The organism is Paraburkholderia rhynchosiae, assembly GCF_002879865.1.
GTDB classification, from domain to species: domain Bacteria; phylum Pseudomonadota; class Gammaproteobacteria; order Burkholderiales; family Burkholderiaceae; genus Paraburkholderia; species Paraburkholderia rhynchosiae.
This window is the reverse complement of sequence record NZ_PNXY01000040.1, coordinates 25159-46359: the sequence shown is the minus strand read 5'-3', so window position 1 is coordinate 46359 and position 21201 is coordinate 25159. Positions and strand designations below refer to the sequence as shown.

At 63.8% G+C, this 21201-nt stretch carries 21 protein-coding genes and 1 pseudogene; 9 read left to right on the top strand and 13 right to left on the bottom strand.

The window, feature by feature from the left end:
• The 4 genes from C0Z16_RS32545 to C0Z16_RS32530 all read right to left on the bottom strand — a co-directional run.
• A partial coding sequence (locus C0Z16_RS32545) for an NTP transferase domain-containing protein (protein ID WP_158244558.1) occupies window positions 1-295 on the bottom strand: 295 nt, incomplete at its 3' end.
• A gap of 137 nt (window positions 296-432) precedes the next feature.
• The gene (ttcA, locus tag C0Z16_RS32540) at window positions 433-1416 is read right to left on the bottom strand and encodes a tRNA 2-thiocytidine(32) synthetase TtcA (protein WP_102636128.1); all 984 of its coding nucleotides are present in this window, start codon (window positions 1414-1416) and stop codon (window positions 433-435) included.
• 3 nt (window positions 1417-1419) lie between these two features.
• Window positions 1420-1815, bottom strand: coding sequence for a dihydroneopterin aldolase (locus C0Z16_RS32535; protein WP_102636127.1), 396 nt, complete (start codon window positions 1813-1815; stop codon window positions 1420-1422).
• 58 nt (window positions 1816-1873) lie between these two features.
• Window positions 1874-2692 (bottom strand): SDR family oxidoreductase, encoded by an 819-nt coding sequence (locus C0Z16_RS32530; protein WP_102636126.1) that lies wholly within the window; start codon window positions 2690-2692, stop codon window positions 1874-1876.
• A 13-nt stretch (window positions 2693-2705) separates the two neighbouring features.
• Between C0Z16_RS32530 and C0Z16_RS32525 the strand changes: the two genes are divergently transcribed.
• A complete protein-coding gene (locus C0Z16_RS32525) occupies window positions 2706-3899 on the top strand; it encodes a class I SAM-dependent methyltransferase (RefSeq protein ID WP_102636125.1) in 1194 nt (397 codons plus the stop codon).
• Window positions 3900-3915: 16 nt separating this feature from the next.
• Window positions 3916-4110: a DUF2905 domain-containing protein gene (locus tag C0Z16_RS32520; RefSeq protein WP_102636124.1), complete on the top strand. Its 195-nt coding sequence runs from the start codon at window positions 3916-3918 to the stop codon at window positions 4108-4110.
• A gap of 69 nt (window positions 4111-4179) precedes the next feature.
• Here C0Z16_RS32520 and C0Z16_RS32515 read toward each other — a convergent pair whose 3' ends face one another.
• From C0Z16_RS32515 to C0Z16_RS32500, 4 genes are all read right to left on the bottom strand, one after another.
• On the bottom strand, window positions 4180-5412 hold the full coding sequence (locus C0Z16_RS32515; protein WP_102636123.1) for a multifunctional CCA addition/repair protein: 1233 nt from the start codon (window positions 5410-5412) through the stop codon (window positions 4180-4182).
• Entirely contained in the window at window positions 5409-6062 is a 654-nt protein-coding gene (locus tag C0Z16_RS32510; protein WP_102636122.1) for a glutathione S-transferase family protein, read from the bottom strand. The genes C0Z16_RS32515 and C0Z16_RS32510 overlap by 4 nt, the downstream gene beginning before the upstream one ends.
• Before the next feature lie 32 nt (window positions 6063-6094).
• Window positions 6095-7048, bottom strand: a complete 954-nt coding sequence (locus C0Z16_RS32505) for a complex I NDUFA9 subunit family protein (protein ID WP_102636121.1) — start codon at window positions 7046-7048, stop codon at window positions 6095-6097.
• 81 nt (window positions 7049-7129) lie between these two features.
• Complete coding sequence (locus C0Z16_RS32500; protein ID WP_102636120.1) at window positions 7130-9097, bottom strand: lytic transglycosylase domain-containing protein; 1968 nt, start codon at window positions 9095-9097, stop codon at window positions 7130-7132.
• A 77-nt stretch (window positions 9098-9174) separates the two neighbouring features.
• On the opposite strand from C0Z16_RS32500, the gene C0Z16_RS32495 reads away from it, so the two are divergent.
• Complete coding sequence (locus C0Z16_RS32495) at window positions 9175-9717, top strand: 5-formyltetrahydrofolate cyclo-ligase (protein WP_244201437.1); 543 nt, start codon at window positions 9175-9177, stop codon at window positions 9715-9717.
• A gap of 70 nt (window positions 9718-9787) precedes the next feature.
• Here the strand turns inward: C0Z16_RS32495 and C0Z16_RS32490 are convergent, their stop codons facing one another.
• Window positions 9788-10300, bottom strand: coding sequence for a winged helix DNA-binding protein (locus C0Z16_RS32490; RefSeq protein ID WP_102636119.1), 513 nt, complete (start codon window positions 10298-10300; stop codon window positions 9788-9790).
• A gap of 202 nt (window positions 10301-10502) precedes the next feature.
• On the opposite strand from C0Z16_RS32490, the gene pxpB reads away from it, so the two are divergent.
• The 6 genes and pseudogenes from pxpB to C0Z16_RS32460 all read left to right on the top strand — a co-directional run bounded on the left by pxpB (window position 10503) and on the right by C0Z16_RS32460 (window position 17048).
• Window positions 10503-11156 carry a 5-oxoprolinase subunit PxpB gene (pxpB, locus tag C0Z16_RS32485; protein WP_102636132.1) on the top strand — a complete coding sequence of 218 codons (654 nt, stop codon included), beginning with the start codon at window positions 10503-10505 and terminating at the stop codon, window positions 11154-11156.
• A complete protein-coding gene (locus tag C0Z16_RS32480) occupies window positions 11153-12205 on the top strand; it encodes a 5-oxoprolinase subunit C family protein (protein WP_102636118.1) in 1053 nt (350 codons plus the stop codon). Before pxpB ends, C0Z16_RS32480 begins: the two co-directional genes overlap by 4 nt.
• A 97-nt stretch (window positions 12206-12302) precedes the next feature.
• Window positions 12303-13055 carry a 5-oxoprolinase subunit PxpA gene (gene pxpA / locus C0Z16_RS32475; protein ID WP_102636117.1) on the top strand — a complete coding sequence of 251 codons (753 nt, stop codon included), beginning with the start codon at window positions 12303-12305 and terminating at the stop codon, window positions 13053-13055.
• Between the two features lie 262 nt (window positions 13056-13317).
• Window positions 13318-14082 carry a DUF969 domain-containing protein gene (locus tag C0Z16_RS32470; protein ID WP_102636131.1) on the top strand — a complete coding sequence of 255 codons (765 nt, stop codon included), beginning with the start codon at window positions 13318-13320 and terminating at the stop codon, window positions 14080-14082.
• Window positions 14079-15035 carry a DUF979 domain-containing protein gene (locus C0Z16_RS32465; protein ID WP_102636116.1) on the top strand — a complete coding sequence of 319 codons (957 nt, stop codon included), beginning with the start codon at window positions 14079-14081 and terminating at the stop codon, window positions 15033-15035. The genes C0Z16_RS32470 and C0Z16_RS32465 overlap by 4 nt, the downstream gene beginning before the upstream one ends.
• A gap of 213 nt (window positions 15036-15248) precedes the next feature.
• A pseudogene (locus C0Z16_RS32460) lies at window positions 15249-17048 on the top strand (tetratricopeptide repeat protein).
• A 34-nt stretch (window positions 17049-17082) separates the two neighbouring features.
• On the opposite strand, the gene C0Z16_RS32455 reads toward C0Z16_RS32460, so the two are convergent.
• From C0Z16_RS32455 to C0Z16_RS32440, 4 genes are read right to left on the bottom strand one after another with little or no spacing between them, the layout of a single operon-like run.
• Complete coding sequence (locus C0Z16_RS32455; protein WP_102636115.1) at window positions 17083-18270, bottom strand: TraB/GumN family protein; 1188 nt, start codon at window positions 18268-18270, stop codon at window positions 17083-17085.
• Complete coding sequence (locus C0Z16_RS32450; protein WP_102636114.1) at window positions 18263-19282, bottom strand: peptide ABC transporter ATP-binding protein; 1020 nt, start codon at window positions 19280-19282, stop codon at window positions 18263-18265. The genes C0Z16_RS32455 and C0Z16_RS32450 overlap by 8 nt, the downstream gene beginning before the upstream one ends.
• Entirely contained in the window at window positions 19279-20283 is a 1005-nt protein-coding gene (locus C0Z16_RS32445; protein WP_102636113.1) for an ABC transporter ATP-binding protein, read from the bottom strand. The genes C0Z16_RS32450 and C0Z16_RS32445 overlap by 4 nt, the downstream gene beginning before the upstream one ends.
• Entirely contained in the window at window positions 20284-21201 is a 918-nt protein-coding gene (locus tag C0Z16_RS32440) for an ABC transporter permease subunit (protein ID WP_102636112.1), read from the bottom strand.

Genomic DNA, 21201 nt, shown 5'->3' with positions numbered 1-21201 from the left:
CGTAAAGCACGAGCGTGGGCACGGAAGGATCGAGAAGCGGCAAAGCCTGCTGCACCGCGTGGCCCGTGCCGAACTGCTGTTCCTGCACGGCAAACTGCACGTCGGGCGCGGCGACGGTCTCGCGTACCGCTTCTGCGCCATGACCGATCACCACGACGAGCCGCGTTGGCTTGAGCGTACGGGCAGTGTCGATGACATGAGCGAGGAGCGGCCGGCCGGCCAGGGGATGGAGCACCTTGGGAAGCGCGGAACGCATGCGCTTACCGGTGCCTGCCGCCAAAATCACGATGTTCATGGCGTCGGCAAATAGACTAGTTTGGAGCCGACGATTCTATCACGCACCTTGTTGCGAAAATGGCCACGAAAGCGGCCACATTGCATGCGGAAGTCAGCGCGGAAACGCCATTTTCGCCGGCGTTCCGATCACATCGCTCACATATCGTCGAACTGGACGATCGAGACAGGTCGCACTGCGCCGAGCGGCGCGCCCATATTGGCATCGGTCGAACACGGTTCTTCGTCGAATGCGATGTCGCCTTGCGGATCGGCCTCGCCGGTGGCGCGCAGACCCGCGAACGGGAACAGCTTGTGATCCATCAAGTGCGACGGCACGATGTTCGACAACGCGTTGAACATGTTCTCGATGCGGCCCGGAAAGCGCTTCTCCCAATCGCGGATCAGCGCCTTCATTTCCGCGCGTTTCAGATTGGGCTGGCTGCCGCACAGATTGCACGGAATGATCGGGAATTCACGCAACTCGGCGTACTTTTCCAGATCGGTTTCCTTCACGTAGGCGAGCGGACGGATCACGATGTTCTTGCCGTCGTCCGATTGCAGCTTGGGCGGCATGCCCTTCAGCTTGCCGCCGTAGAACATGTTCAGCAGCAGCGTTTGCAGAATGTCGTCGCGATGATGGCCGAGCGCGATCTTGGTCGCGCCGAGTTCGCCCGCGACGCGGTAGAGAATGCCGCGCCGCAGCCGCGAGCACAGCGAGCAGGTGGTTTTGCCCTCCGGCACCAGCCGCTTGACGATGCTGTACGTATCCTGGTTTTCGATGTGAAACGGAATGTCGAGTTGCTTCAGATACTCCGGCAGCACATGTTCGGGAAAGCCCGGCTGCTTCTGGTCGAGATTCACCGCGACGATCTCGAAGTTGATCGGCGCGCGCTCGCGCAGCCGCATCAGGATTTCAAGCATCGCGTAACTATCTTTGCCGCCCGACAGGCAGACCATCACCTTGTCGCCGTCCTCGATCATGTTGAAGTCGCCGATTGCCTCGCCGACCTGGCGCGCAAGCCGCTTGAACAACTTGTTGTTCTCGTACGCTTCCTTCTGTTCGCGGCGCGTAAGCGGCGACTTCGGACGGGCGGCGGGCGAGGCGTCGTGAGTGTCGTTCAGGATTTCAGGAGCGTCCATGGCTCAGTCCTCTTTGACGCGGAAAACTTCGACGCCCACCGCGTCGCAGTCGGGATAGACATCCGGCTTTTCAGTCGACACGCGCGCCGCCCGCACTTGCGGGTGTGCGAGCATGGTCTGCACCAGGTCGTCGCACAGCGTTTCCTGCAGGTGAATATGGCCTTGCTCGACGCGGCGTGAAATGGTCGAACGCATGAAGTCGTAGTCGACGACTTCGTCCAGCTTGTCCTGCACCGGCGTGGAAAGCGCGAGCGGCACGAACAGTTCGACGTTGATCACGACGCGCTGTTCGCCGCGCTTTTCGAAGTCGTGCACGCCGATGTTGATGTGCACTTCGTAATTGCGCAGAAAGAGCCGGCGGCAATCGGCGAGCCGGGGATGCGAAAGAGCGGCAAACATGTTCGTTCCAGTCGAAAAAAGGGTGCGGGGGCGCGCAAAGCGGCGCTTCAGGCGCCCGTCAAAAACCCGTCAAAAACATTACGTCGCGCGGCAGCGGCACAAGGTGCTGCCCGCCGTCGACCACCAGCGTCGTTCCGGTGACGCCGGTTGCATCCGCGAGATACAGCGCGGCGGCGACAATATCCTCCGGCCGCGACGCGCGACCCAAAGGCGTAGTGCGGTGAGCGGCTTCGAAACTCTCCGGCGTCTGATCGCCGGATTGCATCGTCAGCCCAGGCGCGAGCCCGACCACGCGCACTTTCGGCGCCAATGCCTGCGCGAGCGCGACCGTGGCTGTCTGCAACGCCGCCTTCGACAGCGTATACGACAGATAATCCGGATTCATGTTGTACAGCTTCTGATCCAGCACATTGATCACGACGCTGCGCTGTGTTTCGTCGGTCAGCGCGGCTTGCGGCGTCGCGTCGAACAACATACGGGCCAGCACGAGCGGCGCGCCGAGGTTCATCGCGGTGAGCTTCAGCAGCAGCTCGTAGCCGACGTTGCGCGCCGTGTCTTCCTCGAAGCGCGACGCGTTGTTGACGATGCACGCCGGCCGGCCCAACGCCGCGATGCAGGCGGGCAACAAGGCCGCGACTTGCGCCTCGTCGCCCAGTTCCGCGTGCAAAGCCACCGCCCGGCGGCCCATGCCGACGATTTCCGCGACGACTTCTTGCGCTTCCTCGCGTGACGCGCCGTAGTGAACGGCCACGTCCCAGCCCCGCGCGGCAAAGCCGAGCGCGAGCGAGCGTCCGATGCGGCGCGCGGCGCCGGTAATCAGCACGATACGCGGCGTTTCAGGCGCGCGGCCAGCAGCGGTGTCGAGAGAAGCGGTCATTTACAATGCGGGGATGAATCCGAAAGCTCACCAACCCGATAGTTTACCTGCTCCCGGCCCCAGCGCGCTCGCGCAGTCCGAAGCGCTGGTCGCGCTGATTCGCGCGGAGCTTAATACGGCCGGCGGCTGGTTGCCGTTCGACCGCTATATGGAGCGCGCGCTGTACGCGCCGGGACTCGGCTATTACAGCGGCGGCGCCCGTAAATTTGGCCTGCGTGGCGACGACGGCAGCGACTTCGTCACCGCACCTGAACTATCTCCGCTGTTCCCTGCGACGCTCGCGCGCCCAATCGCGGAAGCCTTGCAGGCAAGCGGCACACGCGACGTGATGGAGTTCGGCGCCGGCACCGGCAAACTCGCGGCTGGTTTGCTCAACGCACTCACGGCGCTCGGCGCCCAATTCGACAGCTACTCGATCGTCGATCTGTCGGGCGAATTGCGCGAGCGTCAGCGCGAAACCATCGAAGCGGCCGCGCCCACACTCGCCGGCAAAGTGCGCTGGCTCGACGCATTGCCCGAGCGCTTCGAGGGCGCGGTGATCGGCAACGAGGTATTGGACGCGATGCCCGTGCGACTCTTCGCTTCCGTCGACGGCGCCTGGCGCGAGCGCGGCGTCGTGTGGCGCGACGCGTGGTTCGCATTCGAGGACCGTCCGGTCTCAGCATCCGCCGATATCGCGCTGCTGTCGGAGATCGACATGGCAGGCAGCGGCGACTATCTGGCCGAAACGCACGACGCGGCGCGTGCCTTCACGCGGACCATCTGCACGATGCTGTCACGCGGCGCTGCGTTTTTTATCGACTACGGTTTTCCGCGTCACGAGTACTACCACGCGCAGCGCGCGCAAGGCACGTTGATGTGCCATTACCGGCATCGCGCGCATGGCGATCCGTTTGTCTATCCGGGCTTGCAGGACATTACCGCACACGTGGAATTCACCGGCATCGCCGAAGCTGGAGTCGAGACGGGCGCGGATCTGCTGGGCTTTACATCGCAAGCGCGTTTCTTGCTGAACGCAGGCATTACCGATGCGTTATCCGAAATCGATCCCGGCGACACCGCGCGCTTTTTGCCCGCGGCGAATGCGGTGCAGAAGTTGTTGTCGGAGGCCGAGATGGGCGAGCTGTTCAAGGTGATCGCATTTTCGCGCGGCCTGGAAGACACACTGCGGGCGTTTTCCAGCGGCGACCGGTCGCACACGCTGTAATGCCGGGATACTCGCGATGATCCGCTGGCTATTGACTACCTTCGTTGCATTGGCGGTGTTGTCGGCTTGCTGGCCGTGGCTTCGCAAGCTCGGCATTGGGCGGATGCCGGGCGACGTCACGTTGCGTCTGTTCGGGCGCGAATACCCGTTTCCATTTATGTCGACGCTGTTGCTGTCGATGCTGCTGTCGCTTATCGCCCGGCTTCTATAAAGCCCTTCGGCATCTGGACACGCGGAAGGCGGCGCTGCCAGAAACCTAACCGGCGCGAGCGCGCCTCACTCAGCCAAGCGCCGCTGCCACTGCCCGCACGCGTTCCTGATGCACAGCATCCTTGATGCCGGCCGGCGCATCGGCCAGTTGCTTCGCGACGGCGCCGGCATCCACGCCTCGCGCGGCGACGAGCGCGACTCTCAAGCGCTCGGCTTGCGGATATTCGCGCGCTTCAAAACCGAGCCGGCCGCGCGCATCCGCCTCGCAAGCCTGCAACGCCTCAGCGAAACGCGAAGGCTTGCGAATGGCGTCGCTGCGCTCCAGCAACCGCACGAGCGCAGCCGCGCCCATTTCCATCACGCGATGAATGTTGCCGTGCTCGCGCGCCACCAGCAACGCGAGGTCGCGGCATTCGTTCGGCACGCGCAACCGCTCGCACAACGGCTTGAGCAAATCCACGCTGCGGCCCTCGTGGCCGACATGCCGCGGCAAAATGTCTTCCGGTGTGGTCGCTTTGCCGAGGTCGTGCGTCAACGCGGCGAACCTGACCGGCAGCGCATAGCCCTGCTGCGCGGCATGGTCGAGCACCATCATCACGTGGACGCCCGTATCGACCTCGGGATGATAGTCGGCGCGCTGCGGCACGCCGAAGAGCGCGTCGATTTCCGGCAGAATCCGCGCTAACGCGCCGCATTCGCGCAGCACGTCGAACATGCGCGACGGCCTCTTCTCCATCAAGCCGCGCGACACTTCCTGCCACACGCGTTCGGCGACCAGCGCATCCACTTCGCCCTCGGCCACCATCTTGCGCATCAGTGCAAGTGTCTGCGGCGCGACGGTGAAATCCGCGAAGCGCGCGGCGAATCGCGCGATCCGCAAGATGCGCACGGGATCTTCGAGAAACGCGTCGCTGACATGGCGAAAGAGCTTTGCCTGCAAGTCGCGCTGTCCGTCGAATGGATCGATAACGGGCCCGGTCAGTTCGCCGTCCGGGCGCACCTCGCGCGCCATCGCGTTGATCGTCAGATCGCGGCGCGCGAGGTCTTCCTCCAGCGTCACCTCCGGCGCGTAGAAAAACTGGAAGCCGTGATAGCCGGCCGCCGTTTTTCGTTCGGTGCGCGCGAGTGCGTACTCCTCGTGCGTCTGCGGATGCAGGAACACGGGGAAGTCCTTGCCCACTGGACGATAGCCCTGCGCGACCATCTGCTCGGGCGTGGCGCCGACCACCACGTAATCACGGTCCTGCACCGGCACGCCCAGCAACTCGTCGCGAATCGCGCCGCCTACTGCATAGATGTTCATGGGCATTCGTCTAGATACGCAATAGCGTGCGTCTCGCTGAGCGCGGCGTCGATCCAGGCTTTCACGGCAGGCACGGCCTTGATCCGGCGAACATACGCCGACGACGCCTCTGAAAGCGCCGGCTGCCATGTATTGAAACGCATGGCCACCGGCGCATACATCGCGTCCGCAATGCTGAACTCGCCGAACAGAAAAGGACCGCCGTACGTGTCGAGACAGTTGCGCCAGATCGCCTCGATACGCGCGATGTCGGCGAGCACGCCGGACTTCCCGTTCTTGCCGGGGAACGACGCGCGAATGTTCATCCACATGTTCGAGCGCAATTCACCGAAGCCCGAATGCATCTCGGCGCTCACGCTGCGAGCATGAGCGCGCGCCGCCGCGTCGCGCGGCCATAACGCGTGCTGCGGAAAGCGCTCGACAAGCGTCTCGGCGATCGCGAGCGAATCCCAGATCGCGAGGCCCGTATCGTCGATCAGACATGGGATCTTGCCCGGGCCGTTCGGCGCGTGAGCGAGCACCGCGGCGTTGGTGCCCGGCTGGTTCAGATGGATCAGCACTTCGTCGAACGGAATGCCGAAATGCTTGAACAGCAGCCACGGACGCATCGACCAGGAAGAATAATTCTTGTCACCAATAAGCAGCTTCATGCCTGTCCGTATGGGAAAGAGAAGGGAAAAGTTCAGCGCCCCGCGCTCGCGCGGAACGCATCGAAACGCGAACGCGCCGACGCGCCGGTCAGATAGACAGGCGCGATCGTTTCGATGCTGGCCGGCTCGATGCCAAGCTCAGGCGCAAGCGGGCGGCTCAACACGTTATCGACTTTCATGGAATCGAGATTGTCGCGCGTGATGACGGGTTCGCCGGGCGCCATTTCGAAGGTCATTGCCTGCAAGCGCGCGAACGCTTCGGGCAGACGAATGATGCTCGCGTGCCGGCCGATCACATCGCCGCAATATTTGACGAGGTCTTCGAGCATGTAGATACTCGGTCCGCCCAGTTCATACGTTTGGCCGCTGGCCGCATCGAGATCGAGCACGTTGACGATGGCTTTCGCCACATCGCCGACATAGACCGGCTGGAATTTCGCATCCGGCATCGCAAGCGGAATGACCGGAAAGATGCGCTGTAAGAACGCGAACTTGTTGAGGAACTGGTCTTCCGGACCGAACACGACAGATGGCCGAAAAACCGTCCACGCGAGGTTGGCCGCATGCACGGCTTTCTCGCCGTCGCCCTTCGAGCGCGCGTACATGCTTGGGCCATTCGAGTCGGCGCCAAGCGCACTGAGATGAATTAGCCGATGCACGCCCTTGCCCTCGCAAGCTGCCGCGATTCGAGTCGGCAGTTCGACGTGTGCGCGTGCGAATTCCGGGCCGTACGGCGTGCGGCGTTTGCCGTGCAGCGTGCCGACGAGATTGATCACACAGTCCGTACCTTCGACAAAGCGCGCGAGCTGAACCGGATCGAACACGTCGGTCTCGATTACGTCGATAGGAAGCAGCGTGAGATGGCGCGCGTTGTAGCGGCGCCGCGTGGCGATGCGCACGTCTTTGCCCATTTCAACAAGGGCGTTGACGAGATGGCTGCCGATAAAACCGGAACCGCCGATGATCGCAATGGCTTTATGTCGCATTTTCGACTCCCTGGTGGAAGCCGCGGCAACGGCTGGCGTGGCGCGCCGCCGCCTCGAAACGAGGCGGCGGCGGCACGGCGCTTACGGTGCGATGTAACCCAGACGCGCCTTCAGCGATTGCGGACGGCCTTCGAACAATGCCGCGTAGTAGACCGTGTTGGACAACACATTCTTTACGTAGTCGCGCGTTTCCTGGAAGGGAATCGCCTCGGCGAAGATCGCGCCTTCAACCGGATGCTGCAACGACTGCCGCCAGTTGCGCGGACGGCCCGGCCCGGCGTTATAACCCGCGGTGGCCAGCACGGCGGACCCGTCGAACTGATTGTAGATCATCGACAAATAGTTCGTGCCGAGCAGGATGTTGGTGTTGATGTCGTTCATCTGCTCGCGCGAAATCGGGCCCAGGCCGATCTTTTTCGCGACCAGTTGCGCGGTGCCCGGCATCAGTTGCATCAAGCCGCTCGCGCCCACTTCCGAGCGTGCGTTCATGATGAAGCGCGATTCCTGGCGAATCAGGCCATAGGCCCATTCCACGTCGAGCCCGTTCGACTGCGAATCGCGCTCCACGATGTCACGGAACGGTGACAGATAACGCAGCGAGAAATCGTGTTCGGTTTTCGTGCGATCAGCCGTGTTGACGGTGCGGTCGTACAACTCGATACGGCGCGCGTATTCGGCGGCCGCGAGCAATTGCCGGTCGCTCATGTTGCGCAGCGGCCAGTTCCATTCCCGATTGCCTTCGAGCCGCAGATTCAGCGCATAGAAACGCTGCGCCAGATCGAAGCCCGGCGTATTGCCGGCCTGCTGAACTTCGGAGTCGGTCACTGCAGTTTTCGGCGGCACCACGATCTTCTGGCCGAGTTCTTCGGCGGCCAGTTGGCCGTAGAAGTTATAGCCCTGCGAGATCGACTCGAATTCCTGGTTGGCCGTGGTGATGTCGCCGGCCTGCTTGAGCGCGCGAGCATGCCAATACACCCACGACGGCTGACTGCGCAGCGCGGCCGGCATCTGTTCGACCGACCAGCGCACCATGGTCCAGTCGCCCGCCAGCAGCGCGGCGCGCGTGCGCCACTCATACGCGGGATTCGACAACGGCGCGTTCGCCGACAACCTGTACCAGTCGACCGCGCTCGGCATCTGCTTTGCGGCCGCCTGATACGCAATCGTGCCCCAGCCAATTGCCCGCTCCGGCGAATTCAGCGACGGCGCGACCGATGCAAACGTAGCCGCGGCCATGGCCGGATCGTTGCGGGCCATGCGCGTGATCGCGAGCAACGCGAGTTGATGCGACTGCGGGTCGGGACCGACACCGCGCGCGAGCAACAGCGGCGGCGTACTCGTGGCCTGACCGAACAGCACGGGATCGGGCGCCTGGTTGCCGAGCGCGTCGATCAGCTTGCTGCCGGTATTCGTGTAGTTCTGCTCGTACGCGAGACGGATCTGCTGCCAGACGTCGTCGGTGCTGAACTGTTTGTTGACGCCGAGCATGGTGATCAGATCGACGCAACCGTCGCCGTACCATTTCGGGTCGACCAGCAGCGCGCGCGCCGCGTCCACCACATTTTCGCCACGCGACGCACGCGATTCGAGCGCGTAGCACTTGACCTGCGTGTCGTCGTTCAGCACGAAGCGCGCATATTGCTGATCGAAGTTGCGCCAGTCATGACGCGTGCCGAGCACCGTGAGGTAGTCGTTGCGCATGCGGTCGGCAATGGCCTGGCCGTCGTACTTCTGCAGGAACGCGAGCACCGGCGCATCGGGCGCGTCGACCCGAGCATGGCCGCTCGAATCGAAGAGCTGCGGCTTGATCTGGAAATACTCCAGGTACGAAGGCGCCGGATAGCTTGTGATCATGCTCGCCAACTGCACAGCCCGCGCCGCGTCGTTATTGCGGGCGGCCTCGCGCAACTGGACGAAAATCTGATCGTCGTTCGTGAGCTGCGAAATGGGAAGGGGCTTGACGGCTGACGCGGTGCTGCACGCGACGAGTGCTGCTGCGGCAAGCGCCAGACCGGCCGCGCGATATACTCGGTAAAGACTTTTTGACATCGTTGTTTCTGGAGCGCGAATTGAACCCAAGCATAGCATGCAACCCTGTCGCGGAATCGAAAAAGGCGCTGCGTCGAATGCTATTGGAAGCAAGGCTGCAAGCGGCTTCCGAGCCAACGAACAATGCCGCGCTCGGCCGTCGCATTCTCGATGCGCTCAAGCATTTCGACGTGAACAGCGTGGGATTCTACTGGCCGCTCGCGGGCGAATTCGATGCACGCACCGCGATCTCAATCTGGCTCAGCGGCAGTCCGCAGCGCGAAGCAAGTTTGCCGATCATCAAGGAACGCGGGTTGCCGCTGGAGTTTCACGCATGGGCACCGGATACGCCGATGAGAATCGGCCATCACAAGATAGCGGAGCCCACAACCGGGCAAATGGTGATACCCGAGCTACTGCTCGTGCCGTGCGTCGGTTTCGATGCCGAGGCTTACCGGCTCGGTTACGGCGGCGGCTATTACGACCGCACACTCGCCGGCTGGCCTGGCGCGAAGAAGCCGATCACCGTCGGCGTCGCGTATGAAGCGTGCCGCACGCCGGCACTGGAGCGCGAAGTCCATGACATTCCGCTCGACATGATCGTCACCGAAACGGGTCTTTATCCGCGCGCCGCCGCGTAAGCCTGCTCAAAAACGCGCGGCAGATGAGCGCCGCGTGCACTGCCGACCGGCTCCGTTCAGCGTTTCACCTTTATAAAGACGCCGCCGCCCGCGCGGCGGTGTCGTACATCCCCGACGCATTGCGCATCAGTTGCGCCGCCTCGCCGATCTGCGCGTTGGTCAGGCCGCTTTCCTTCAGCGTCGATATGAGGCAGCTCTCACGCACCTCGCGATACTTCAGACACAGCGCGCGGCCTGCTTCGGTTGCCGAAAAAAACACTTCCTTGCCGGTCTTTTCGCTTTTTACATACCCTCTAGCTACGAGCTTCTTCAGCGCATAGGTCGCGACGTGCGTGTCCTCTATGTTGAGCACGAAGCAGATGTCGGCCAGCTTCTTGCGGCGTTCCCGATGACTCACGTGATGCAGCAGCGACACCTCGATAGCGGTCATGTCCTTTTCGCCAGCCGCAGACATGCAGCGCACCATCCATCGGTTGAATGCATTGCCGGCCATGATGAGCGCGTACTCGAGCTCGGACAGCTCCGCGCTCGTGTCGGACACGAGATGTTCCGAGGAGACGATCTTGGTGGGATGCCGCGACATGTGAATTTCTCAGGAAACAGAATGGGAAGTGTCGGGAGTGTACGACGAGCGGCTGAAATCGGGGGACCTGGCGAAAACTCTTATTGAGAAATTGTTGATATTTTATTGACAATGTATGCTCCAGACATCGCGCAACCACGTCGCCATGGTTTTCGGCAATGCGCAGTGCAGGATTTCTTCGACTTCTTCGGGTCTTCAAGCCATGAGCCAACCCCAAATTTTTCCGCTCGGCGACGCTGCGCTGGTTTGCGAGGCGTCCCCGCCCGCGACACTGGACTGCCAGCGCCGCGTCTGGGCGGCCGCCGAAGTCGCGCGCGACTGGCCTCATGTGCTGGAGGTCGTGCCGGGCATGAACAATCTGACGCTCGTGTTCGATCCGCTCGAAGCCGACCGCGACGCGCTGACGAGTCGCTTGCTGGAAGCCTGGGACGCGGTCAGCGAAGCGCCCGCGCTGGGCCGGCAAGTCGAAATCCCGGTCCAGTACGGCGGTGAGTTCGGCCCCGATCTTGCGGCCGTGGCGAACCACACCGGCTTGAGCGTGCGCGAGGTGGTCGAGCGTCATTCGAGCGGCGAGTATGTCGTGTTTTTTCTCGGCTTCCAGCCGGGTTTCGCCTATATGGGCGGCCTCGAAGCAGCGCTACATACGCCGCGCCGCGCGTCGCCGAGACTCGAAGTACCGGCCGGCTCCGTCGGCATCGGCGGCGAGCAGACGGGCATTTATCCGGCCACGTCGCCCGGCGGCTGGCAACTGATCGGCCGCACGGAACTGCCGCTTTTCGATCCGACGCGCCGCCCGCCCACCTTGTTGCAACCCGGCGACCGGGTGCGCTTCACCATCGCGGGGATACACGCATGATCGACGTGATTCGCGCAGGTCTTTTGACCACGATTCAGGACCTCGGCCGCCACGGTTACCGGCATCTCGGCGTCGCAATGGGCGGTGCGCTTGACCGCCTCTCGCTCGAAGTCGGCAACCGTCTGGTCGGCAACCGGCCCGACGCGGCCGGTCTGGAAGTCACTTTCGGCCCTACCGTGCTGCGCTTTTTGCGCGCGACGCGGGTGGCCATCACCGGGACGGAATTCGGCGCGACGCTCGACGGCAAGCCGGTCTATTCATGGTGGAGCTTGCCCGTGAAAGCCGGCCAGGAACTGGTGCTGAACGCGGCGAAGCGCGGCATGCGCGGCTATGTGTGCGTGGCAGGCGGCATCGACGTGTTGCCGATGCTGGGCTCGCGCAGCACCGATCTCGCCGGCCACTTCGGTGGCCTCGGCGGCCGGGCGCTGCGCGACGGCGATCGCCTGCCGGTCGGCGCGCCGCCGCAGCGCGGCCACGTCGGCTTTTCGCCCGACTCGCCCGAGTTCGGCGTGAAGGCGCCCGCCTGGTGCAAGTTCGTGCTCGTCGACGAGCCGGTGCGGCGCGGCCGTCATCCGTCGGGCGTGTCCTGGGCCGTGCCTATCCGCGTGCTGCGCGGCCCGGAATACGACAGCTTCACCGAGGAAGCGCACGAATCGTTCTGGTCCGACGAGTGGCTCGTCACACCGAACAGCAACCGTATGGGCTACCGGCTCGCGGGCAGCGAACTGAAGCGCAAACAGAAGGCCGATCTGCTGTCGCACGCGGTGCTGCCAGGCACGATTCAGGTGCCGCCGAATGGCCAGCCGATCGTGCTGATGAGCGACGCGCAAACCACCGGTGGCTATCCGAAGATCGGCGCGGTGATCCAAGCCGACTTATGGAAGCTCGCGCAAGTGCGCCTGAACGCGGCCGTCCGCTTTATCCCGACGACATCGTACGAGGCGCGCCAGGCCTTGCTGGAAGAGCGCACGTATTTGCGGCAGATCGATGCCGCCATCGCCATGCATCAGGAACGTTGCGCGCGGCAGCCGGCCATCGCGGCGCTGTGAGAATGACTGCCCCCAAATCTGGCGCGTCGCGCCAAGCTGCCGAGGGGGCAAGAACACTTGGGACGGCCCGGCGTCTTACGAAGAGTAGAGGAACACCATGGAAATCGATCTGAACGCCGATCTCGGCGAAGGCTGCGGCTCCGACGAGGCGCTGCTCGACCTCGTCAGTTCCGCGAATATCGCGTGCGGCTGGCATGCGGGCGGTGCCAAGGCAATGCGCGACTGCGTGCGTTGGGCGGTGCAGAAAGGCGTGTCGATCGGTGCGCATCCGAGCTTCAACGATCCTGAGAACTTCGGCCGCAAGGAAATGGACTTGCCGGCGAGCGAAATCTACGCGGGCGTGCTGTACCAGCTCGGCGCACTGTCGGCGATCGCGCAGGCCGAGGGCGGACGCATCGCGCATGTGAAACCGCACGGCGCGCTCTATAACCAGGCCGCGCGCGACGCGAAGATCGCCGACGCAATCGTCTCGGCCGTGCATGACTTCGACCCGTCGGTCGCCGTGTTCGCGCTGGCCAACAGCGGTCTCGTGACGGCCGCGCGCAACGCGGGGCTGACCGCCATCGAAGAAGTATTCGCCGATCGCGGCTATCGCGCCGACGGCTCGCTCGTGCCGCGCAAAGAACCCGGCGCGCTGCTCGACGACGAGGACGAAGTGCTGGAACGCACACTCGCGATGGTGCGCGAGCAGCGCGTGCGCGCCGTCGACGGTCAATGGGTCTTTCTGAACGCGCAGACCATTTGCCTGCACGGCGACGGTCCGCATGCGCTCGCGTTCGCGCGGCGCATCCGCAGCGCGCTCGAGCAAGCCGGCATCGAAGTTCACGCGGCCGGCGCCGCAAGCGTCTGAACCCGACGCGAATACTCCTCGTTACGCCCTAACGCCCCGCTCCACGCGGGGCGTTAGCCAGGTGAGGGGTGCATTGCGGTATCCGCAGCCCAATCGCAATAGTCACAGTAGTCGCGGTAGTCACAGCAGTAAATGCAGTTGCAGTTGCATGCGTAGCAACGTGGCCATCAAGAGCCGCGGAAACAAAACGGCGCGCGGATCGCCACGCGCCGGCCCATTGGCCGTCACAAGCGGCGACGTTGAAACCTGTTTGGAGATCCAGATGCAGACAACAGTCAGTCTATGGCCGCTGATCGGCGTGGCCGTCATCATCGTCGGCTTTTTATTGCGGTTCAATCCGATGCTGATCGTGGCAGTCGCCGCGATCATCACCGGGCTGGCCGCGCACTTCCCGCCCGAGAAAATCCTTGCCGAAATCGGCACCGGTTTCATCAAGACGCGCAACATCCCGCTGATCATTCTTCTACCGCTCGCGGTGATCGGCCTGCTCGAACGGCACGGCCTGCGTGAGCGCGCGCAGACGTGGATCGGCGGCATCAAGGCTGCCACGGCCGGGCGTCTCCTGATCGTTTATCTGCTCGTGCGCGAGCTGACTGCGGCCGTTGGCCTGACCGGACTCGGCGGACATCCGCAGATGGTGCGTCCGCTCATTGCGCCGATGGCCGAAGGCGCAACCGAAACGCGCTTCGGCAAGATCAGCGACGCGGTGCGCTTCAAGCTGCGCGCATTCTCGGCGGCGACCGACAACGTGGGTCTCTTCTTCGGCGAAGACATTTTCGTGGCGTTCGGCGCGATCGTGCTGATGACCACCTTCCTCAAGGAGGCGGGCATCGTCGTCGAACCGATTCACGTGGCGGTCTGGGGTATTCCGACCGCGATCTGCGCATTCCTCATTCACGGCTTCCGCCTGTACCTGCTCGACCGCAAGCTCGACCGCGAATTGCGCGGCAACACCACAGCGAGCAATGCCACCGCCGGCAACGCCGCCGTATCCCGGACGCAATCCGCCGCTGGAGACAAAGCATGACGCTCACGATTACCTATCTGTTCTGGCTGCTGGGTGTGGTGCTGCTGATCATCGGCGGCATGATCGTTACCGACAAGGAACACCCCCGCCGTTTGACGGCCGGCGGCTTCTGGATTCTCTACGCGCTGATCTTTCTGATCGGCGACAAGCTGCCGGCCGCCGTGGTCGGCGTCGCGGTGATCGTGATGGCGCTGATCGCCGGCTTCGGCGGCGTGACCGCGGGCAAGCCGAAAGTGCTGTCGCTCGAAGCACGCAAGGCGAGCGCCGCGCGCCTTCGCAACAAGCTGTTCGTGCCCGCGCTGACGATTCCGGTAGTCACCGTGATCGTCACGTTGTCGGCGAGCCACCTGGTATTCGGCGGACTGCCGCTGATCGAAAAGGCCAACGTCACGTTGATCGGCTTCGGCATCGGCTGCGTGATTGCGCTCGCGATTGCCTGCGTGTTGACGCGCGACACCGTCGGTCAGTCGATGAAGGAAGCGCGCCGTCTGGTCGACGCGCTCTCGTGGGCCGCTGTGCTGCCGCAAATGCTCGGCATGCTGGGCCTCGTGTTCTCCGATGCGGGCGTCGGTAAAGCCGTCGCTCACGTGACGACCGCCTACATCAGCCTCGACTACCGCTTTATCGCGGTGGCCGTGTACTGCATCGGCATGGCGCTGTTCACGATGGTGATGGGCAACGGCTTCGCTGCGTTCCCGGTCATGACGGGTGGCGTCGGCGTGCCGATCCTGGTCGGCGTGTTCCATGGCAATCCCGCCGTGATGGTGGCAATCGGCATGTTCTCGGGCTACTGCGGCACGCTGATGACGCCGATGGCCGCGAACTTCAACATGGTGCCGGCGGCGTTGCTGGAACTGCCGGATAAGAACGCCGTGATCAAGGTGCAGATACCGACCGCGCTGACCTTGCTGGTGGTGAACATCCTTCTGCTGAATTTCCTGATGTTTATGTAGGACGCTTCCCAGCAGAAGCGGCAGTTTCCGATGTGCCGTGCGACGTTTCCGCGGCACATCGGCGAAGCACCTCAAACATGAAAAGCCTGCAAGGGAAATAGGATGCGTCCGATCGTCGGTCAATGGGGCCGACCATAAGATGCTGGACAATCTCCCATCCACACGCGCCGGCGCGTGCAGCGCACGCCGCCGGAGTTCTTCCCGCAGGTCTCCATGGAACGTCAATCCCAGCGTCACGGCGAGCACACCGCGCCGCCGCCTTCCGCCAACGTCGCATCGCTGACCCAGGCCGCGCTCGACGCGCACCAGGCCGGCCGGCTCGACGCCGCTGAATCCATCTACCGCGAAGTCCTGGCGCTAGATCCGGCGAATTCGAAGGCGCTGCATTATTTCGGGGTACTGCACTATCAACGCGGGCAGCACGCTGCCGCAGCGGCACTGATGAGCCATGCGCTGAAACACGACCGTCACGACGCCGCCTGCTGGAGCAACCGTGGCCTAGCCGCCGCCGCGCTGGGCCAGCTTGACGAAGCGACCATCTGCTACGACCAGGCGCTGCAACTCCAGCCCGATTTCGCCGACGCGCGCAACAACTTCGGCGTCGCGCTGCAGGCGCAAGGCGCGTTGAATGAAGCAGTCGAACAGTATCGGCTGGCAATCACGTCGAACCCCGCGCTGATCGACGCTCACCTGAATCTTGGCACGGTGCTCGGCAAGCTCGGCCGTTTCGCGGAAGCGCTCGCCTGTTATCGCGACGCGCTGCGGCTCGATCCCAATTCGGCGGAGGCGCACTTCAACTCGGGCAATGCGCATAACGCGCAAGCCCAGCACGAGGCGGCTGTTGCCAGTTTCGAACACGCGCTCGCGCTGCGTCCCGATTACGCGGAAGCGCACATCAATCTGGGCAGCGCGATCGGCAAGCGCGGCGACTATGCGGGCGCCGAGTCGCATTACCGGCGCGCGGTTGCGCTGAATCCCAATCCGACGAACCTCGTGTGTCTGGGCGGTTCGCTCGGCGCGCAAGGGCGGCACGGCGAGGAGGAAACGTTCTACCGTCAGGCGTTAGCGCACGATCCCAGCTACGCCGACGCACATCAGAACCTTGCGTGGCTGTTGCTCAAGCGCGGCGATTACAAGCGCGGCTGGGCCGAGTTTGCGCTGCGCTGGCGCAAAAGCGATTACGACGCGCTAGCGGTTCCGGGCGTGGCCGAATGGCGTGGCTAGCCGCTCGACGGGCGTCGTTTGCTGCTGGTCGGCGAGCAAGGTTTCGGCGATCACTTCCAGTTTCTGCGCTATGCGCGCGTGTTGCAGGAACGCGGCGCGACAGTCGACGTGTGCGTGCGCGAACCGTTGTTGCCGTTGGTCGAACGTGTGCCCGGCATACATCGCGCATTCAGCGGCAAACCGGAAGGCGAATACGATTTCTGGGTGCCGATGATGAGCGTGCCGTCATGCGTCGGCACCGAGTTGTCCACCATTCCCGCTGATGTGCCGTACCTGTTCGCAAACGAGACGAAGGTCAAAGCCTGGCGCAAGAGGCTCAAGCCGACCGGCGACACGGGCCGCAAGGTCGGCCTCGTATGGGCGGGCAGTCCGACGTTCGGCAACGACCGTTACCGGTCTATGGCGCTATCCGACCTGCATGCGCTGGCAGGCGTCGCGAAAGTGAGCTGGTATGCGCTGCAGAGAGGCCCGGCGCATGCGCAACTGGCCGACGCGCCGCAAGCGTTCCGTGCGCACGATCTCAGCGACGAGCTGGATGACTTCGAGGACACCGCCGCGCTGGTCAGGAACCTCGATCTGGTGATCGCTGTGGATACCGGCGTCGCGCATCTGGCGGCCGCGCTCGGCAAGCCGGTGTGGCTCCTGCTGCCCGCCAATTCGGACTGGCGCTGGCTCGAAGCGCGCAGCGATTCCCCGTGGTATCCGGGGATGCGGTTGTTCCGACAGAAGGTGCTAGGGGAGTGGGCGGACGTGGTGGCGGAAGTCGTCAACGAGCTACAAGGCCGGTAGATAGGCTAACCCACTTACCTCACCTCATCCCGCCTCACCCCGCTTCGACCACAAACCCATGCTGCCGCAAAAGCTCGAGCACGCCCTTGCGGCCTCCCAGGTGCAAAGCGCCAATCGCCACGAATACTGGCTTGTTGGGCGCTGCGATCAGCAACATCCGCGAGACGAAGCGGCGATTGCGTTCGTAGACGATTCTGTTGTCGATCGAATTGGATACGCGCTTGTCGCGCGCCAGCTTTTCGGTTTTCGCGGCCTCCCACGCGGCGATCGCATTTGCATCGCCCACACGCCAGAGGCGGTGCAAAGTCCGCACGTCCTCGACGTTTTGCGCCGGCGTCTGCACCAGATCCTGCGCGAGCATCTCGCGTTGCTGCGCGAGCGAGAGCCCGGTGAATGCGCGCATCTGCTGCGGCAACGTTTCGAGACCGACGATCTTGCCGCGCGTGCGCAAATAAACGTTCTGCAACTGCGCTTCGGTGCCGTACTCGGTCTGCAAACCGGCACTCAGCGAATCGTAGGTTTCGACCAGCAGCGAGGCGAGCCACGGCCGCATCTTCTTGATCTCGTCCAGCGCCGCGGGATTGCCGCGCAAACGAAACGCGAGCTTGCGCCACAGCGGCTCGGGCAGCAAGCCAGGCAGACAGTCGCGGCGGCATACGCCGTACTTCGAGACGTCGTCTTGCGAGACCAATAGCTCGTCTGGCGAGAGTTCCAGCGCGAGTGTCGGCGATGCCGCCAATGCGCCCATGATCGGCGGACGAAACGGCTGCGCCGCCGGGTAATCGGCGGGATCGCCGACGTGCAGCGTGCCCAGCACGTAGATGGTAGTGGTGCCGCGCGTCGCGACATAGAACGGCATGCGCGCCGGTTGCAGGCGCACGGGGCCGCTTGCTGTCGTGCCCGGCGTGGCGGGCGGCGGATTGAAGCCCGGCAGCGCGGCGCGCGGCGGCGGCGTCGGCGGCGCATGGGGCACAGGCAAGGCGGGGCGTGCACCTTGCGCGGCTGCATTGGCGGATGTAACGGGCGCGGCGGGGGTGTTGGCCGCGGCGCCCGCGGCATACGCTACGCCGGCCAGCCCCGTGCCGAAATAACAAACACAGAAAACGCCGATGAGCGCGGCACCGTTCAGTGCACGCGCCCGCAAGCGTCGCGTGAAGGCAGCGCGGCGGCCGCCATCACGCGAGCGGCGCGCAAGACGACGCGCCGCCAGCGCATCAGGCATCCACGTCCCCCACCTCCTCGGCGCGGTGACATGACACCTGACGGCCATCCACTTCACGCAGCTTCGGCTCCTCGCTGCGGCAACGGTCGATCACATACGGGCAGCGCAGATGGAACGTGCAGCCCGACGGCGGATTCAGCGGCGACGGCATTTCACCTTGCAGCTTGATCTTGATGGTGCGGTCCGCCTCGAAGATGGACGGCGTGGCCGACATCAGCGCGCGCGTGTACGGATGCCGCGGCTTCGAGAAAATCCGCTGCTTGTCGCCGAGTTCCGCGATGCCGCCGAAGTACATCACCATTACATCGTCGGCGATATGTTCGACCACCGAGAGGTTGTGCGAGATGAACACGTAGCTGGTCTTGAACTGCTCCTGCAGATCCATGAACAGATTCAGGATCTGCGCCTGAATCGACACGTCGAGCGCGGACACGGGTTCATCTGCGACGACAATCTGCGGATCGAGAATCATCGCGCGCGCAATCGCCACGCGCTGACGCTGACCGCCCGAGAACATATGCGGATAGCGCTTCGCGTGTTCGGGGCGCAGGCCGACGGTGCGCATCATCTGCGCGATGCGTTCGGCGCGCTCCGTCGCACTCAGTTGCGAGTTGATGGCGAGCGGTTCGCCAAGCGTCTGCTCGACCGTCTTGCGCGGATTCAGCGACGCAAATGGGTTCTGAAACACCATCTGCACGCGCCGCCGCAGCGCCGCGATTTTCGCGTGATCGGCGCCGGCGACATCTTCACCATCGATCAGCAAACGGCCAGCGCTGGGCGCTTCGATCATGGTGAGCTGGCGCGCAAGCGTCGACTTGCCGCAGCCGGATTCGCCAACCACGGCGAGCGTCTTGCCGCGCTCGAGCGCGAACGACACGCCGTTGAGCGCCTTCACCGTGCCCGTCGCGAACATGCCGCGCTTGACCGTGTAGTAACGCGCGAGCTTGTCGGCAACCAGCACGTGATCGCCCGCATGGTCCGACTGGCGCCGCGTTTCGAGTACTGCGTTCATCGTGCGCCTCCATGGGTGTGAACATTCGCGTCGCCGGCGAGGTTCAGCGGTTTGATGCAGCGCACGCGTGCCGCCACGGCGTGACCCTGCATGGGTGCGAGCGCGGGACGCGCCTTGTTGCAGTCGTCGACCACGTACTTGCAGCGCGGCGCGAAGAGACATCCTTTCGGACGATCGTCGCGCCCCGGCACCATGCCTGGCAACGCAGCAAGCCGTACGGCGCCCACGTTGTGCTCGGGAATCGCGGCCAGCAACGCTTCCGTATACGGATGATGTGGCGCGGCGAAGATATCCGGCACCTTGTTGGTCTCGATCACTTCGCCAGCGTACATGACCGCGACGCGCTGCGCGACCTCGGACACCACCGCGAGATCGTGCGAGATCAGCACGAGCGCCATGCCGCGCTCTTTCTGCAAGCGCATCAGCAGTTCCATGATCTGCGCCTGGATCGTCACGTCGAGCGCGGTGGTCGGCTCGTCGGCGATCAGCAGCTTCGGGTTGCAGGCAATCGCCATGGCGATCATCACGCGCTGGTTCATGCCGCCCGACATCTGATGCGGAAATGCGCCGATGCGGTTCTTCGCGTCGGGAATGCCCACCTGATCGAGCAGTTCGAGCGCGCGTTTATCGAGCAATGCACCGCGCAGCCCTTCGTGCAGCTTCAGCACTTCCTTGATCTGATAGCCGACCGTGTAGCTCGGATTCAGACTCGTGAGCGCGTCCTGAAACACCATGGCGATGTCTTTGCCGATGATCCTGCGGCGCTCCTTCGCCGATGCCTTCAGCAGATCGCGGCCGTTGAACGTGATTTCGTCCGCGGTGACCTTGCCCGGCGCGTCGATGAGACCCATCAGCGCCATCATCGTCACGCTTTTGCCCGAGCCGGATTCGCCGACGACGCCGAGCACTTCGCCCGGCGCGACGTCGAGGTTGATCCGATCGACAGCGGGTAGTCCGTTGAAGTTCACCGCCAGATTGCGGATGGTCAGTAGATTGTCCATTTATGCCATCCGTTTCAGTTTGGGATCAAGTGCGTCGCGCAGCCCGTCACCGAGCAGGTTGATGGCAAGCACCGAGATCAGGATGGACAAACCGGGCATCGTGACGATCCACCATGCGCTGTCGATGTAATCGCGCGCCGAGGCCAGCATCGCGCCCCACTCCGCCGACGGCGGTTGCACGCCGAGGCCGAGGAAGCCGAGCGCGGCCGCATCGAGGATCGCCGACGAAAAGCCGAGTGTGGCCTGCACGATCAGCGGCGCGGTGCAGTTCGGCAGCACTTGCGAGAACATCAGGCGCAACGTGCCGGCGCCTGCGACTCGCGAAGCCGTCACATATTCCTTCTGCAACTCGCCTTGTGCCGACGCGCGCGTCAAACGCACATAACCCGGCAACGCGACGATGGCGATTGCCAGCATCGTATTGACGAGGCCCGGACCGATGATCGCGACCACCGCCACCGCGAGCAGCAGCGACGGCAGCGCGAGCAGCACGTCCATGATGCGCATGATCGGCGTGTCGGCCCACTTCTCGAAGAATGCCGCGATAAGGCCGAGCACGATGCCCGGAATCAGCGCGAGCACCACCGAGACGAAGCCGATCCAGAACGACAGCCGCGCGCCGTACATCAGGCGCGAGAGGATGTCGCGGCCCGCTTCGTCGGTGCCGAGAACGAAGCGCCAGTGGCCGCCTTCGAGCCACGCGGGCGGAATCTTCACGAAGTCGCGGTACTGTTCGATCGGGCTGTGTGGCGCGATGAGCGGCGCGAAAATCGCCACGACGATCAACAGCAGCACGATGATGCCGGCGCCGACCGCACCACGATTACGCGAGAAATTCGCCCAGAATTCACGGGCGGCGATAGCTCGGCCGCCAGGCGGCGTAACTGCTGTGGGGACTGTGTTTTGTATGTCTGCCAT

Coding starts and splice junctions, on each gene's coding strand:
- C0Z16_RS32530 (WP_102636126.1), bottom strand. CDS start 2,692: ATGACCGCTTCTCTCGACACCGCTGCTGGCCGCGCGCCTGAAACGCCG.
- C0Z16_RS32470 (WP_102636131.1), top strand. CDS start 13,318: ATGCAGACAACAGTCAGTCTATGGCCGCTGATCGGCGTGGCCGTCATC.
- C0Z16_RS32440 (WP_102636112.1), bottom strand. CDS start 21,201: ATGGCAGACATACAAAACACAGTCCCCACAGCAGTTACGCCGCCTGGC.
- C0Z16_RS32495 (WP_244201437.1), top strand. CDS start 9,175: ATGCTATTGGAAGCAAGGCTGCAAGCGGCTTCCGAGCCAACGAACAAT.
- C0Z16_RS32480 (WP_102636118.1), top strand. CDS start 11,153: ATGATCGACGTGATTCGCGCAGGTCTTTTGACCACGATTCAGGACCTC.
- pxpA (WP_102636117.1), top strand. CDS start 12,303: ATGGAAATCGATCTGAACGCCGATCTCGGCGAAGGCTGCGGCTCCGAC.
- C0Z16_RS32535 (WP_102636127.1), bottom strand. CDS start 1,815: ATGTTTGCCGCTCTTTCGCATCCCCGGCTCGCCGATTGCCGCCGGCTC.
- C0Z16_RS32490 (WP_102636119.1), bottom strand. CDS start 10,300: ATGTCGCGGCATCCCACCAAGATCGTCTCCTCGGAACATCTCGTGTCC.
- C0Z16_RS32510 (WP_102636122.1), bottom strand. CDS start 6,062: ATGAAGCTGCTTATTGGTGACAAGAATTATTCTTCCTGGTCGATGCGT.
- C0Z16_RS32525 (WP_102636125.1), top strand. CDS start 2,706: ATGAATCCGAAAGCTCACCAACCCGATAGTTTACCTGCTCCCGGCCCC.
- C0Z16_RS32515 (WP_102636123.1), bottom strand. CDS start 5,412: ATGAACATCTATGCAGTAGGCGGCGCGATTCGCGACGAGTTGCTGGGC.
- C0Z16_RS32465 (WP_102636116.1), top strand. CDS start 14,079: ATGACGCTCACGATTACCTATCTGTTCTGGCTGCTGGGTGTGGTGCTG.
- C0Z16_RS32505 (WP_102636121.1), bottom strand. CDS start 7,048: ATGCGACATAAAGCCATTGCGATCATCGGCGGTTCCGGTTTTATCGGC.
- ttcA (WP_102636128.1), bottom strand. CDS start 1,416: ATGGACGCTCCTGAAATCCTGAACGACACTCACGACGCCTCGCCCGCC.
- C0Z16_RS32520 (WP_102636124.1), top strand. CDS start 3,916: ATGATCCGCTGGCTATTGACTACCTTCGTTGCATTGGCGGTGTTGTCG.
- C0Z16_RS32445 (WP_102636113.1), bottom strand. CDS start 20,283: ATGGACAATCTACTGACCATCCGCAATCTGGCGGTGAACTTCAACGGA.
- C0Z16_RS32500 (WP_102636120.1), bottom strand. CDS start 9,097: ATGTCAAAAAGTCTTTACCGAGTATATCGCGCGGCCGGTCTGGCGCTT.
- C0Z16_RS32455 (WP_102636115.1), bottom strand. CDS start 18,270: ATGCCTGATGCGCTGGCGGCGCGTCGTCTTGCGCGCCGCTCGCGTGAT.
- C0Z16_RS32450 (WP_102636114.1), bottom strand. CDS start 19,282: ATGAACGCAGTACTCGAAACGCGGCGCCAGTCGGACCATGCGGGCGAT.
- pxpB (WP_102636132.1), top strand. CDS start 10,503: ATGAGCCAACCCCAAATTTTTCCGCTCGGCGACGCTGCGCTGGTTTGC.